Genomic DNA, 13,881 nt, shown 5'->3' on the forward strand with positions numbered 1-13,881 from the left:
GAGAAAAGATGATGACATGTCAGCATTTTTTCATAGAACCCACAAAAGAACAAGAAGAAAAGCTTTTTTATACATTGTATTTATGTCGCAAATTATACAACTATTCACTGGATCAAAGAATAAAACATTACAAACAATATGGCAAAGGACTTACATATAAAGAACAGCAGAACATGCTTCCAAAATATAAAAAAGAACATCCAGAATACAAATTAGTACAATCGCAAATATTACAGGATGTGTTGAGAAGATTAGATAGAGCATATAAAAACTTCTTTGACAAAAGAGCCAAATATCCTAAATTCAAAGATAAATATCACTACACATCAATAACACTTCCACAATGCGAAACAAAAAGAAACTTTGGGAAAGAAGGATATGTATACATAAAAAATATAGGGCATATAAAAATCAAAGCACATAGAAACTTTGATCCAACAAAAGTCAAAACAATAAACATAAAATACCATGCAGGAAAGTGGTATATAAATCTGTCAGTTGAAGTAGAAGAAGAAAAAGAAAAAACAGTCATAAGAGAAAAAGCAATAGGAGTAGACAAAGGAATAAACTCAATAGCTGCAACATCAGATGGAGAGTTATACTCAAATCCTAAATGGCTACAAAAATCAGAGAAGAAACTAAAAAGACTGCAAAGACAATTATCAAGAAAAAAGAAAGGAAGCAAAAACAGAGAAAAGCAAAAGAAAAGATTAGCGAAACTTCATGAAAAAATAGCAAATCAGAGAAAGGACTATCTACATAAGATAAGCTATAACATAGTAAAACATAATGACATCATATGCGTTGAAGATTTGCAAGTAAAAAATATGATGAAAAATCATAAACTTGCAAAATCAATAGCAAATGCAGGATGGGGAATGTTAGACAAATATCTCCAGTATAAAGCAGAAAAAGAAGGAAAAATCTTCGTAAAAGTAGATCCAGCATATACATCACAAAGATGTTCAAGATGCGGGAAAATAGTAGAAAAGGACTTATCAGTAAGAATACACAAATGCGAGTGCGGATTAGAGATAGACAGAGATGTAAATGCAGCAATAAATGTACTATATGAAGGATTAAAACAATTAGGCATAGCAGCATAAGAGTAATAATTTTGTAGGGAAGGTTCCTCCCGAAGTTACGCCTATGGAGATTGTGTAAGACCTGCTGTGAATAGCAGTAGGCAACGGTCTATGAAGTAGGAAGCTCCATCCTCTATAGGATGGAGTAGGTTCACGGCATTTTCCTTTCGAAGATGCCTTTTTTATTTTGTCGATGGCGGAAAGATGGTGAATATGATATAATTTTACCAGTATATTTTTTGTAGAGGGTGCATTATGTTTATTAGTGCAATAGTCGTTGCTGCTGGTAAAGGCAGAAGAATGGGAACAAAATTAAACAAGGTTTTTTTGAAATTAAACGGAAAGCCTGTTCTATACTATACTCTAAATGTCTTTGAAAAATTATCGGAACTTAATGAGATAATTTTAGTGGTGTCTAACGAAGACATAGATTACTGCAGACGGGAAATAATCGATAAATATAATTTTAAAAAGGTAAAGCAGATAGTTGCCGGTGGGATGGAGAGACAGGAATCTGTTTTCAATGGGTTAAAGGCTGTGAATAGCAGATGCGACATAGTGATGATACATGATGGAGCAAGACCTTTTATCGACGAGGCCACACTAAAAAAGGGCATAGAAGAGTCTAAACATCACAGTGCTGTAGGTATTGCTGTTCCAGTGAAAGACACTATAAAGGTAGTTGACGATGACAATTTTGTAGTAGATACCCCTGATAGGACAAATCTTATGGCCATCCAAACGCCACAAATTTTTGAATACAGGCTTATATACGAAGCACATTTAAAAGCAATGGAAGATGGTTTTTTAGGTACAGATGATACTGTCCTTGTAGAAAGGCTTGGACATAAAGTAAAACTTGTGGAAGGTAGCTACAGGAATATAAAGATTACTACTCCTGAGGATTTGATAATATCTGAGGCTTTCTTAAAAACAATATATCAATAACATTATTATTTTAACCTCATATAATTATAGCAGGAGAGATGCCTAAATTATATGAGGTGATTGTGATGAGAAGGCCTCTTGTATTTATTCACGGAATATTTGGCTCCATGTATGTTCCTACGCTTGTTGGCAAAGCATGGGGGTTTGGACCTGCAGGTTATATATACGATTCTTTCGTTGAAAATTTGAAATCATTGGGATATACGGAGGGCAAAAATCTTTTTATTTGCTATTATGAATGGTGGAAGGATATACCTGAGTGTGTAAACACACTTATGTCTAAGATAAATGAGGCAAAAATAAAAAATAATTGCGATAAAGTCGACGTTGTATGCCACAGCATGGGTGGTTTACTTCTTAGAAGCTATGTGCAAGGAGATTTTTACAGAAATGATGTAGGCAAAGTGGTTTTTTTATCTTCTCCTCATTATGGAGCTGCTAATGCATATTATGCGTGGGAAGGCGGTGCAGTTCCTCCTGACAACGACGAGGATTTTTTAAATATACTTTTAAGGGGATTTATCTGGGCTATAGGCAAAATAAAAGGGGAGAAAGATGAGCTTATGATAATAAGAAGGTACATTCCATCTATAAAATCTCTCATGCCAAGTGTCGAATATGGAAACTACGTTTTTAAATACCCGATTAAAAACAACAAGATCGTGTTTAAAAATATACTTTACATGAAGGAACAGAATACCTTTTTAAATGAATTAAACAGCTCAATTGATAAATTTTATGAAAGAGCTGATGAAGTGTATGTTTTTTCGGGAAATGGTATATACACGAATAAATTCATTCAAGTTGCCGATAGTAATGATAGCGTATTGTGGCCTGACGGCCGTGCTGTTGGTGTTGTGAGAGATGATAAAGGGGATGGAACCGTATTGATTAAAAGTGCTTTAGGAGTTGAGGGAAATAAATATGTCTTGAATGCAGGCCATGGAGGAATATTAAATGCTTCTATTCCGCATCTAAAAGAAATATTGGGCGTAGAAGAAGCACCTAAGGCAAGCGTTTTGGAAAAGATATTGTCTTTTGTAAATATATTGACAGATAGTAAAGTCCTTGTGCTTGACAGAGGGCAAAAACTTAAAAAGTACAATGTCTTTGGAAAAGTAAATTGGTACATGGCTATTAATGAAGAAGGGGAATACTACTTTTCTTCACCAGACTTTGCAGCAAGGTCTATCATGATTCATACAAATAAAGGTTTTGCTGTTAAAACAATAAAGCAAAAAGACAGATTTAGGAAGTCTGAAACTCGTCTTTTTGTAGATAGAAATGGAAATTTCGAGTTTAAGGGATAGGAGTGTTTTTATGAGAGTCGGTATTGGATACGACGTACACAGATTAGAGGCGGGAAGAAAATTGATATTGGGCGGTGTACAGATTCCGTACGTTAAGGGGCTTTTAGGTCATTCAGATGCCGATGTCCTTATACATGCTGTCATTGACGCAATTCTCGGTGCTGCAGGGTTAGGCGATATAGGAACTCATTTTCCTGACTCCGAGTGGATTTATAAAGATATAGACAGCACTGTGCTCCTTAAGAAGACGTTAGATTTGATAAAAGATAAATACTCTTTAAACAATATTGACTGCATCATTGTAGCTCAGGAACCGAAATTGGCACCGTATAAAGATGCTATATCAAAAAATCTGTCGAAAGTTTTAAATATTGGGATTGACAGAGTTAACATTAAAGCAAAGACCGAAGAAGGTCTTGGATTCACAGGTAGAAAAGAAGGAATTGCTGCGTACGCAATAGCAAGTCTTTCTGAAAAATGTATTGACAGTTAAAATTAAATTAAATAAAATACAAACATGATAAATATTAGGAGGTAGACGATGAGATTATCACAATTGTTTATACCAACGATGAGAGAAGTGCCAGCGGAAGCTGAGATACCAAGCCATATTCTCATGTTAAAAGCTGCCATGATGAGAAAACTTGCATCAGGTGTGTACATTTATTTGCCGCTTGGCAAAAGAGTCCTTAAGAAGATTGAAGAAATCGTGAGGGAAGAGATGGACAGAGCAGGGGCACAGGAAGTGCTTATGTCCGCCATAATACCTGCGGAACTTTTAAAAGAATCCGGCAGATGGGATGTTTTTGGACCTGAAATGTTTAAGCTAAAAGACAGAAATGACAGGGAATTTTGCTTAGGTCCTACCCATGAAGAAGTTTTTACAGACCTTATAAGAAATGATGTAAAGTCATACAGGCAGCTTCCATTGACAATATATCAGATTCAGACGAAGTATAGAGATGAGAGGCGGCCCAGATTTGGAGTCATGAGGTCTCGTGAATTTATAATGAAAGATGCTTACAGCTTTGATGTCGATTGGGATGGACTGGATGTGTCTTTTGATAAGATGTACAATGCTTACTGCAGGATATTTGACAGGTGCGGCTTAAAGTACACTGTCGTTGAAGCTGATACAGGTGCTATGGGTGGAAAGGATTCTAAAGAATTTATGGTGACATCTAATGTTGGAGAAGCAGTAATTGTCTATTGCGACAACTGCGGCTATGCTGCCAATGAAGAAAAGGCAGAATGTACTATTCAGCATGTAAGTGATGAAGAGATGAGGCCATTAGAAAGAATTTATACGCCTGATGTAAAGACGATTGATGAACTTGTGTCGCATTTGGATGTTGAAGCAGAAAGATTTGTAAAGACGTTGATATACAAGTACAAGGATAAGGTAGTTGCAGTTCTTATAAGAGGCGACAGGGAAGTAAACCTTGTAAAACTGGCGAATCTTTTGAATGTAAGCGAAAATGATGTTGAATTGGCTGATGAAGAAACTGTAAAGAAAGTCACATCTGCCAATGTAGGATTTGCTGGTCCTATTGGACTTAAAGGGGATGTAATGATTATAGCAGATGCGGAGATACCTGCCATGAGAAATGTCATCGTCGGCGCTAATGAGACAGACTACCATTTGAAAAACGTCAATTACGGAAGAGACTTTAAAGCGGATGTAGTATCAGATGTTAGAAAAGTTGTAGACGGCGATAAATGCCCGAAATGTGGAAATCCTTTAAAACTGGATAGAGGAATTGAAGTAGGACACATTTTTAAATTAGGCACAAAATATTCTGATGCATTAGGTGCAAATTATATAGATGAAAATGGCAATGAAAAGCCTATAATAATGGGCTGTTACGGCATAGGGTTAAACAGAATTGCGGCTGCTGCAATAGAGCAAAATCACGATGACAAAGGCATCATTTGGCCAATGTCTATAGCACCATATCACGTCATAGTTGTACCTGTAAATGTGTCAAATGATGCGCAGAGAGATCTTGCAGAGAAATTGTACGATGAATTATCTAAAGCTGGCATTGAGGTTTTGATTGACGACAGGGATTTGAGAGCAGGCGTAAAATTTAATGACGCTGATTTGTTAGGTATACCTATTAGAATAACCGTAGGAAAGAAAGCCCAAGACAATATTGTTGAGCTGAAATTAAGAAAAGAAGAAAAGCCGATAGAATTAAAATACGATGAAGTTTTAGGGAAAGTTAAAGAATTAATAAGTGAAAATATATAGGAGCTAAATGCTCCTTTTTTTGCATAATATTTTAAGAACGACAAAAAAATAAAGTAGGAAAGGAGTGGTTTAATGTCCATTTACATAATGGGGATTTCTGTCGATAAAAGATCGGATTTTGCACCAAAGGTGCAAGAAGTATTGACGAAGCATGGACAAAACATATTGGCCAGGTTTGGAATACACGATGACAGCGATGATAATGGGCTTATAACGTTAAATGTCAGAGGTGATGAGAAGTATATAAACGAATTTTCAAAAGAGCTTACAAGCATTCCGTCTGTTAAAGTAAATCACATGACGGTTAAATGATTAAAGGGATAGGAGACTATCCCTTTATTGCTTTAATTAAGTATTAGATTGCCGTTTTTATGAAAACATATTGTAAGTATGAAATAAAATTTGTATAATGGTATATGATGAATACAAAAGATGGAGATGGCTATATGGAAAAAAGAGTTAGGTTTGCACCAAGCCCCACTGGTGCTATTCACATAGGAAATATACGCACTGCGTTATTTAATTATCTATTTTCAAGAAGCGAAGGTGCTAAGCTTATATTGAGGATAGAAGATACGGATTTGACAAGATCTTCGAAGGATTTTGAGAAGTTAATATTCAAAGAGTTAAGCTGGCTTGGCATAGAATGGGATGAAGGGCCTGACAAACCCGGTGAATACGGACCGTACAGGCAAAGCGAAAGGCTTCATATATACAATGAATATGCAGAAAAGCTTATAAAAGAAGGTAAAGCCTATAGATGTTACTGTACTCCTGAAGAGCTGGATAAAGACAGAGAGGAATCTGTTAAAAGAGGAGATATACCGAGGTATTCTGGAAGATGCCGGCATTTGACTAAAGAACAGGAAGAGGAGTATTTGCGGCAAGGCAGGAAACCTTCCATTAGATTCATAATTCCTGATGATGTTACAATATCATTTGATGATATGATAAAGGGAAAGATCGAAATTAAGTCAGACACGCTTGGTGGTGACATGATAATAGTAAAATCTGATGGCATGCCGACTTACAACTTTGCAGTCGTTGTAGATGATACTCTCATGAAAATAACCCATGTCATAAGAGGTGAAGATCATATTTACAACACTCCCAAACAGCTTCTCATTTATGAGGCACTTGGCTTTAAACCACCTGTATTCGCTCATGCGCCTCTTATCTTAGGACCAGACAGGACTAAGCTTTCCAAAAGGCATGGGAATACTTACATTGGACAATACAGGGAAATGGGGTACCTACCTGAAGCGATGTTTAACTTTTTGTCGCTTTTAAGTTGGTCTCCAGATGACAATGTTGAATTGATGCCTAAAGATGAAATAATTAAAAAATTTAATTTCAATAAGATTCACAGTGCTAATCCTGTTTTTGACATAGAAAAGCTGAATTGGATGAATCAACACTACATTCAGATGAGTCCTATTGAAAGAATTGTAGATTTAAGCTTGCCGCATCTTAAAGAGGCAGGGTACATTGGTGAAAATATAGATGAGGCTACGTACGAATGGCTAAAAAAGGTTGTGTCACTTTTTAAAGATGGCTTGCACTATGTGGCTGAACTGAAAGACAAGGCAAAGATGTTCTTTGTCGATGATTTGGAATACAACAGCGAAGCAAAAGAAACTTTGTTGTCAAGTGACGCTAAAAATGTGCTGGCGGCGTTTAAAGAAGAAATCGAGAATATTGATGAAGTGACAGAAGAAGGCATAAAAGAGCTTCTAAAGATGTTGCAAAAGAAGATAGGAGTCAAAGGAAAAGCGTTTTTCATGCCTATAAGATTTGCTTTAACAGGGCAAGACCATGGACCTGAACTTGTGATGATAATTCCTCTTTTAGGGAAACATAAAATATTGCAAAGGATAGATAAAGCCTTAAAATCAATATCGTAAATGTGATGATTGGGAGAGTAGCATAATAGATTCCAAAAGAGAGGAGCTGTCGTGGGCTGAAAGCAGCTTCTGGATATATTGTGTGAAGTGCACCCATGAGCAATGCGCATTGTCGCACGGGTATCCGTTATAAATACAAGTGGAGTTTACTCAATCAGAGTGGAACCGCGAGCCCCCCCTCGTCTCTGGATGATGGGGGATTTTTTTATCAATTATTTATTGAAAAGGGGATTGGTTATCATGTTTAAAACATTGAAGGAGGACATTAAAGTAGTGTTTGAGAGGGATCCTGCTGCAAAAAGCGTGTTAGAAGTAGTTTTATGCTATCCGGGATTCCATGCTATAATATTTCATAGAATTGCACACTACTTATACAATAAAAAGCTGTTGCTGTTATCAAGGCTTATTTCACAATTTAGCAGGTTTTTAACTGGAATAGAAATACACCCAGGTGCTAAAATAGGAAAGGGATTTTTTATAGATCACGGAATGGGCGTAGTGATAGGGGAAACGACAGAAATAGGGGATAATGTGACGCTGTATCAAGGAGTTACATTAGGCGGTACTGGAAAGGATAAGGGTAAGAGGCATCCTACTATAGGCAATAATGTAGTTGTTGGAAGTGGTGCAAAAGTCTTAGGGCCTATAAAGATAGGCGATAATACGAAAATAGGTGCAGGTGCTGTAGTGCTACATGACGTTCCACCAAATTGCACTGTCGTTGGTGTTCCTGGACATTGTGTAAAAAAAGACAACGTGAGAGTAAGTCCGGCATCTAAAGTAAATGTGGACTTAGAGCATGGAAAGCTACCTGATCCAATTGAAGATGAGTTAAGAAGGTTAAAAGCCAGAATCAAAAGGTTAGAAACATATATAAACAATGTGGAGGATGATAGAGATGAAGATTTATAATACGCTTACCAGAAAAAAAGAAGAATTCGTGCCATTGAAGGATAATGTTGTAAATATGTATGTATGCGGACCTACTGTGTACAATTTTATCCATATAGGCAATGCGAGAGCGTTTATCGTCTTTGATACTGTCAGAAGGTATCTGGAATATAAGGGTTATAAAGTAAACTATGTGCAGAACTTTACAGATATAGACGATAAACTCATAAAAAGATCCCATGAGGAAAACACAACTGTAAAAGAATTAGCTGACAGGTACATTGAGGAGTATTTCAAGGATGCTGACAGCTTAGGAATAAAAAGAGCCACATTCCATCCAAGAGCCACAGAAAACATCGAAGAAATAATTGAGTTTGTGAAAAAGCTTATTGATAAAGGGTTTGCTTATGAAAAAGATGGGAATGTGTACTACGATACGACGAAGTTCAAGGATTATGGGAAGCTTTCACACAAAAATATAGATGAGTTAAAGGCTGGGGCACGAATAGAGGTAAATGAAGACAAGAAAAATCCAACAGACTTCGTCCTTTGGAAGGCTGCGAAGGAAGGAGAACCGTATTGGGATAGCCCGTGGGGTAAAGGCAGACCTGGTTGGCATATTGAGTGCTCAACAATGTCTACAAAGTTCTTAGGCAAAACCCTTGATATACATGCAGGTGGTCCTGATCTCATATTTCCGCATCATGAAAATGAGATTGCACAGAGTGAAGCTGCAAATGATGCAGAGTTTGCAAAGTATTGGATGCACATAGGATACTTAAACATCAATAATGAAAAGATGTCCAAATCAAAAAACAATTTTTTCACCGTAAGAGACGTAATCAGCCAATACGATCCTGAAGTTTTGAGGTTTTTCATGTTGATGTCTCATTACAGAAACCCAATAAATTATAGTCAAGACCTTATAGAGCAGGCAAAAGGAGGATTTTTAAGATTAAGCAACACTGTTTACAATCTGAGGCACCTTTTGGATGTGGTGGAAGACAGGCAATTAAGAGATGAAGAAAAGGCGTACAAAGAGAAATATGAAGAGTACAAAAGAAAGTTTGAAGAAGCGATGGATGACGATTTTAACACTGCTGATGCCATATCAGTCATCTTTGAGATGGTAAGAGATATTAATTCAAATATAGATGGAAATTCTCCAAAAGAATTGATAAAATATATATTAGATGTTTTCTTGAGTTTGTCTTCTGTCCTTGGCATAACTTATAAGAAGAAAGAGCTATTGGATGATGAGATCAAAGAACTGATAGAAAAGCGTCAAGAGGCCAGAAAGGCAAAGAACTGGGCAGAAGCTGATAGAATAAGAGATGAATTGAAAAAACAGGGTATAGTATTGGAAGATACACCTAACGGAGTAAGGTGGAAGAGAGTTTGATGAATCTTTTTTCGAAAGATGGCAAAGTTTTTACAAAAAAAGATGTCATGAATTTATCGCCGCTTATTATGGCATTTATCGGCGATAGCGTCTATGATTTGTTTATAAGGACGAATATTTCAGCAAAGGGAAATAGGCCTATAAACAAAATTCACAGAGAATGTGTTAAGTACGTAAAAGCGTCATCACAGTCTGAGATTTTGAAAAATCTCTATGACATGTTTGATGAAGAAGAAAAGGATATAATAAGAAGAGGAAGGAATGTGAAAAGCGCTACTATTCCAAAGCATGCCGGTATCGAAGAATACCGGCTGGCTACTGCTTTTGAGGCTTTACTTGGCTATCTGTATCTTTTGGGAAGATACGATAGGCTTGATGAAATACTAAATTATGCATTAAACTATAATATAAATGAGGGTTAATTATGAAAGAAAATGAAAACATAATATACGGAAGGAATCCTGTGTTAGAAGCTATTAATAGCGGACGAGAGATTGAAAAAATATATGTTTCAAAAAATGCCAAAGGTAATATTTCTAAAATTATAAAATCTGCAAGGGATAAAAATATAATCATATCAACTGCAGACAATGTGACATTAGACAAGATGTCCGGAAATGGCAATCATCAAGGAGTAGTCGCATTGTGCTCCCTCTACAAGTATTGTGACGTGGAAGACATACTGGAGTATGCCAATGAGAAAGGCGAAAAACCTTTTATTCTGTTATTGGACGGGATAACAGATACACATAACTTTGGAGCCATAATAAGGACTGCAGAAGCTTTTTCAGCACATGGCATCGTAATCCCGAAGAGAAGATCTGCTGTGGTAAACAGTACGGTTGTAAAGACATCAGCAGGTGCAACTGAGTACATGAAAATTGCAAAGGTTTCAAACATAAACAATGCGATAAATAATCTAAAGAAACAAGGCGTATGGATTGTAGGCAGCAGCGTAGATGCAAAAGAGGATTTTAGCAATGTTGATTATGACCAGCCTATAGCCATAGTCATCGGCAGTGAAGGTGAAGGGATATCTGATCTTGTTAAAAAGAACTGTGATTATCTTGTAAAGATACCAATGACGGGCAATATGAATTCGCTGAATGCATCGGTAGCGGCATCTATTTTCATGTACGAGGTTGTACGACAGAGGACGGGTAAGGCGTGATTTGATGTATATGGTGATTGATGGATATAACGTGATAAACAATTGGCAGGATTTAAAGCTTGAGGAGAGAAATAACCTTGAGGACGCCAGACAAAAGTTGATAGACATACTTCAAAATTTTAAAGGGTATACAGGATTTAATATAATACTCGTCTTTGATGCGATGTACGCCAAAGGGAAACAACAAAACAAGGAATATCACAATGGAATTGAAGTCGTATATACAAAGGAAGGTGAGTCTGCTGACAGCTACATTGAAGGATTGATAAAAGAAATAGTCAAAAAAGACAAAGTAGTTGTGGTGACTTCTGATTGGATATTGCAGCAAGTCGTATTGGGTCAAGGCGCCATAAGGATGTCATCAAGGGAATTATACGAAGAATTGAATAATTATTTAGAAGATAAAAAGAAATTTTATACCAAAGACGACAAGAAAGACAGCATTGAATCAAGACTTTCAGAAGAAATTATAGAGAGGCTTAAAAAAATGGCTGAGTAATAAAAATATTCTTTTATTACAATCTTGACTACAATCTCTATTAAAAGTATAATTATTTATGTGAACTTGGCCTATAAGCGGAGGCGATTTTTGTGAAATCGGGGGCACAATTAGATCTATACAATGTTTTTTCGTCAATGGATGAAGGTGATGTTGTAGAAGAGGCTCAGAGGGGCAACGAAGCAGCGCTGGAATTCATCATTGACAAGTACTATTCTTTTGTCAAGGCAAAGGCTCGTTCCTACTTTTTGGTCGGTGCGGATAAGGAAGATATAGTGCAGGAAGGTATGATCGGGTTATACAAGGCTATTCGCGATTTTAAAAGCGATAAGCTGTCATCGTTTAAAGCTTTTGCTGAGCTATGCATAACGAGACAGATGATAACAGCCATCAAAACTGCTACAAGGCAAAAACATATTCCTCTTAATTCTTACGTTTCTTTAAATAAGCCGATCTTCGAGGAGGAGTCAGACAGGACATTGATGGACGTTGTGTCCAGTGAATGCATATCTGATCCTGAAGAGTTAATAATAAACCGAGAGGAATACGTTAACATCGAAAACAAGATCGGTGAGATGTTAAGCGACCTTGAGTGGGAAGTGCTGATATCATACCTTGATGGAAAATCGTATCAGGAGATTGCTGTCGAGCTTAGAAGACATGTAAAATCGATAGATAATGCCCTCCAAAGAGTAAAAAGAAAGCTTGAAAGATATCTTGAGATGAGAAATAGTTAAGTATTGACATTTTAAAGCTTTTATAGTAGAATTTAAAATTGATGCAAAATATGATTGCCCACGTAGCTCAGTCGGCAGAGCGTCGCCTTGGTAAGGCGGAGGTCACCGGTTCAATCCCGGTCATGGGCTCCAATTTTATTTTTTTATACTTAAGTTTTTAAAACATAGAAACGCGTGGATGAGTTTATTAAAGTAGGAGGAAAAGAAATGGCAAAGCAAAAATTCGAAAGAAAGAAACCCCATGCAAACATAGGGACAATAGGACACGTAGACCATGGCAAAACGACATTAACATCAGCAATAACGATAGTATTATCAAAACAAGGAATGGCACAAGCGACAGCATACGATGAAATAGACAAAGCACCAGAAGAAAAAGCAAGAGGAATCACAATAAACACAATGCACGTAGAGTACGAGACAGAGAAAAGGCACTATGCCCATGTTGACTGTCCAGGACACGCAGACTACGTAAAGAACATGATAACAGGAGCAGCGCAGATGGACGGAGCGATACTGGTAGTATCAGCAGCAGACGGTCCAATGCCACAGACAAGAGAGCACATCCTGTTAGCAAGACAGGTAGGCGTACCATACATCGTAGTATTCTTAAACAAAGCAGACATGGTAGACGACCAAGAATTAATCGAATTAGTAGAGATGGAAGTAAGAGAGCTGTTAAATGAATATGAATTCCCAGGAGATGACACACCGATAGTAGTAGGTTCAGCATTAAAAGCAATGGAATGCGGATGCGGACAAAGAGATTGCCAATGGTGTGGCAAGATATGGGACTTAATGGATGCAGTTGACAGCTATATACCGACACCAGAAAGAGATGTAGACAAACCATTCCTGATGCCAGTAGAAGATGTATTCACGATAACAGGAAGAGGAACAGTTGCAACAGGAAGAGTAGAGAGAGGCAAGTTAAAAGTAGGAGACGAAGTAGAGATAATAGGATTATCAGACGAAAGCAAGAAGACAGTAGTAACAGGAGTAGAGATGTTCAGGAAGACGCTGGATGAAGCAGAAGCAGGAGACAACATAGGAGTATTGTTAAGAGGAGTAACAAGAGACGAAGTAGAAAGAGGACAAGTCTTAGCGAAACCAGGGTCAGTAAAACCGCACACGAAATTTGAAGGACAAGTATACGTGTTAACAAAAGAAGAAGGCGGAAGACACACACCATTCTTCAATGGATACAGACCACAGTTCTACTTCAGGACAACAGACGTAACAGGAGTAATAGAATTACCAGAGGGCGTAGAGATGGTAATGCCCGGAGACCACGTAACGATGACAATAGAATTAATAACACCGATAGCGATGGAAGAAGGACTAAAATTTGCTATAAGAGAAGGCGGACACACAGTAGGAGCCGGTGTTGTTTCCAAGATTCTGTCATAAAAAGGGCTGGGTATTTTACCTGGCTTTTTTTGAGTCTATACATTTAGATTGACATAAATTAATATTTATGATAAAGTTTTAAAAGTAGTTTTAAATTCCGGGAGGTGGAATTGTTGCGGGTTAAGATTACATTAGCTTGCACGGAATGTAAGCAGAGAAACTATAATACTACTAAAAACAAGAAGAACGATCCTGATAGGATAGAGCTTATGAAATACTGTAGGTTCTGCAGAAAACATACATTGCATAAAGAGACAAGGTAAAATACAA

At 37.1% G+C, this 13,881-nt stretch carries 15 protein-coding genes, 1 tRNA gene and 1 other annotated feature; all 16 genes read left to right on the plus strand.

Features of this window, described 5'->3' with window-relative positions; translation table 11 throughout:
- The first annotated feature begins 8 nt into the window (after positions 1-8).
- The 16 genes from JJQ93_RS11940 (at position 9) to rpmG (ending at position 13,874) form a co-directional block, all read left to right on the plus strand.
- Positions 9-1,106 (plus strand): RNA-guided endonuclease InsQ/TnpB family protein, encoded by a 1,098-nt coding sequence (locus JJQ93_RS11940; protein ID WP_274893924.1) that lies wholly within the window; start codon positions 9-11, stop codon positions 1,104-1,106.
- 234 nt (positions 1,107-1,340) lie between these two features.
- Positions 1,341-2,033 carry a 2-C-methyl-D-erythritol 4-phosphate cytidylyltransferase gene (ispD, locus tag JJQ93_RS11945; RefSeq protein ID WP_085112723.1) on the plus strand — a complete coding sequence of 231 codons (693 nt, stop codon included), beginning with the start codon at positions 1,341-1,343 and terminating at the stop codon, positions 2,031-2,033.
- Positions 2,034-2,098: 65 nt separating this feature from the next.
- A complete protein-coding gene (locus JJQ93_RS11950) occupies positions 2,099-3,343 on the plus strand; it encodes a lipase family alpha/beta hydrolase (RefSeq protein ID WP_274893925.1) in 1,245 nt (414 codons plus the stop codon).
- Between the two features lie 10 nt (positions 3,344-3,353).
- Positions 3,354-3,836 (plus strand): 2-C-methyl-D-erythritol 2,4-cyclodiphosphate synthase, encoded by a 483-nt coding sequence (gene ispF / locus JJQ93_RS11955; RefSeq protein WP_085112721.1) that lies wholly within the window; start codon positions 3,354-3,356, stop codon positions 3,834-3,836.
- A gap of 48 nt (positions 3,837-3,884) precedes the next feature.
- Positions 3,885-5,597 (plus strand): proline--tRNA ligase, encoded by a 1,713-nt coding sequence (locus tag JJQ93_RS11960; protein ID WP_274893926.1) that lies wholly within the window; start codon positions 3,885-3,887, stop codon positions 5,595-5,597.
- A gap of 72 nt (positions 5,598-5,669) precedes the next feature.
- Positions 5,670-5,909 carry a hypothetical protein gene (locus JJQ93_RS11965; RefSeq protein ID WP_013787126.1) on the plus strand — a complete coding sequence of 80 codons (240 nt, stop codon included), beginning with the start codon at positions 5,670-5,672 and terminating at the stop codon, positions 5,907-5,909.
- Between the two features lie 134 nt (positions 5,910-6,043).
- The gene (gltX, locus tag JJQ93_RS11970) at positions 6,044-7,501 is read left to right on the plus strand and encodes a glutamate--tRNA ligase (protein ID WP_274894102.1); all 1,458 of its coding nucleotides are present in this window, start codon (positions 6,044-6,046) and stop codon (positions 7,499-7,501) included.
- Positions 7,498-7,691: a binding site (T-box leader), on the plus strand. (Overlaps the previous gene by 4 nt.)
- Before the next feature lie 50 nt (positions 7,692-7,741).
- Positions 7,742-8,413 (plus strand): serine O-acetyltransferase EpsC, encoded by a 672-nt coding sequence (epsC, locus tag JJQ93_RS11975; protein WP_085112717.1) that lies wholly within the window; start codon positions 7,742-7,744, stop codon positions 8,411-8,413.
- Positions 8,400-9,794, plus strand: a complete 1,395-nt coding sequence (gene cysS / locus JJQ93_RS11980) for a cysteine--tRNA ligase (RefSeq protein WP_274893928.1) — start codon at positions 8,400-8,402, stop codon at positions 9,792-9,794. Before epsC ends, cysS begins: the two co-directional genes overlap by 14 nt.
- Entirely contained in the window at positions 9,794-10,216 is a 423-nt protein-coding gene (locus JJQ93_RS11985) for a Mini-ribonuclease 3 (RefSeq protein ID WP_274894103.1), read from the plus strand. Before cysS ends, JJQ93_RS11985 begins: the two co-directional genes overlap by 1 nt.
- A gap of 2 nt (positions 10,217-10,218) precedes the next feature.
- Positions 10,219-10,965, plus strand: a complete 747-nt coding sequence (gene rlmB, locus JJQ93_RS11990; protein ID WP_274893929.1) for a 23S rRNA (guanosine(2251)-2'-O)-methyltransferase RlmB — start codon at positions 10,219-10,221, stop codon at positions 10,963-10,965.
- Between the two features lie 4 nt (positions 10,966-10,969).
- On the plus strand, positions 10,970-11,464 hold the full coding sequence (locus JJQ93_RS11995; RefSeq protein ID WP_274893930.1) for an NYN domain-containing protein: 495 nt from the start codon (positions 10,970-10,972) through the stop codon (positions 11,462-11,464).
- A 92-nt stretch (positions 11,465-11,556) separates the two neighbouring features.
- Positions 11,557-12,201 carry an RNA polymerase sporulation sigma factor SigH gene (gene sigH, locus JJQ93_RS12000; RefSeq protein ID WP_085112713.1) on the plus strand — a complete coding sequence of 215 codons (645 nt, stop codon included), beginning with the start codon at positions 11,557-11,559 and terminating at the stop codon, positions 12,199-12,201.
- Positions 12,202-12,257: 56 nt separating this feature from the next.
- Positions 12,258-12,333 (plus strand) — tRNA-Thr (locus tag JJQ93_RS12005).
- Positions 12,334-12,408: 75 nt separating this feature from the next.
- On the plus strand, positions 12,409-13,611 hold the full coding sequence (gene tuf / locus JJQ93_RS12010; protein WP_274893932.1) for an elongation factor Tu: 1,203 nt from the start codon (positions 12,409-12,411) through the stop codon (positions 13,609-13,611).
- Positions 13,612-13,724: 113 nt separating this feature from the next.
- Positions 13,725-13,874, plus strand: a complete 150-nt coding sequence (gene rpmG, locus JJQ93_RS12015) for a 50S ribosomal protein L33 (RefSeq protein ID WP_013296962.1) — start codon at positions 13,725-13,727, stop codon at positions 13,872-13,874.
- Positions 13,875-13,881: the final 7 nt, after the last annotated feature.

It is taken from the genome of Thermoanaerobacterium sp. R66 (assembly GCF_028895185.1).
GTDB lineage: Bacteria > Bacillota > Thermoanaerobacteria > Thermoanaerobacterales > Thermoanaerobacteraceae > Thermoanaerobacterium.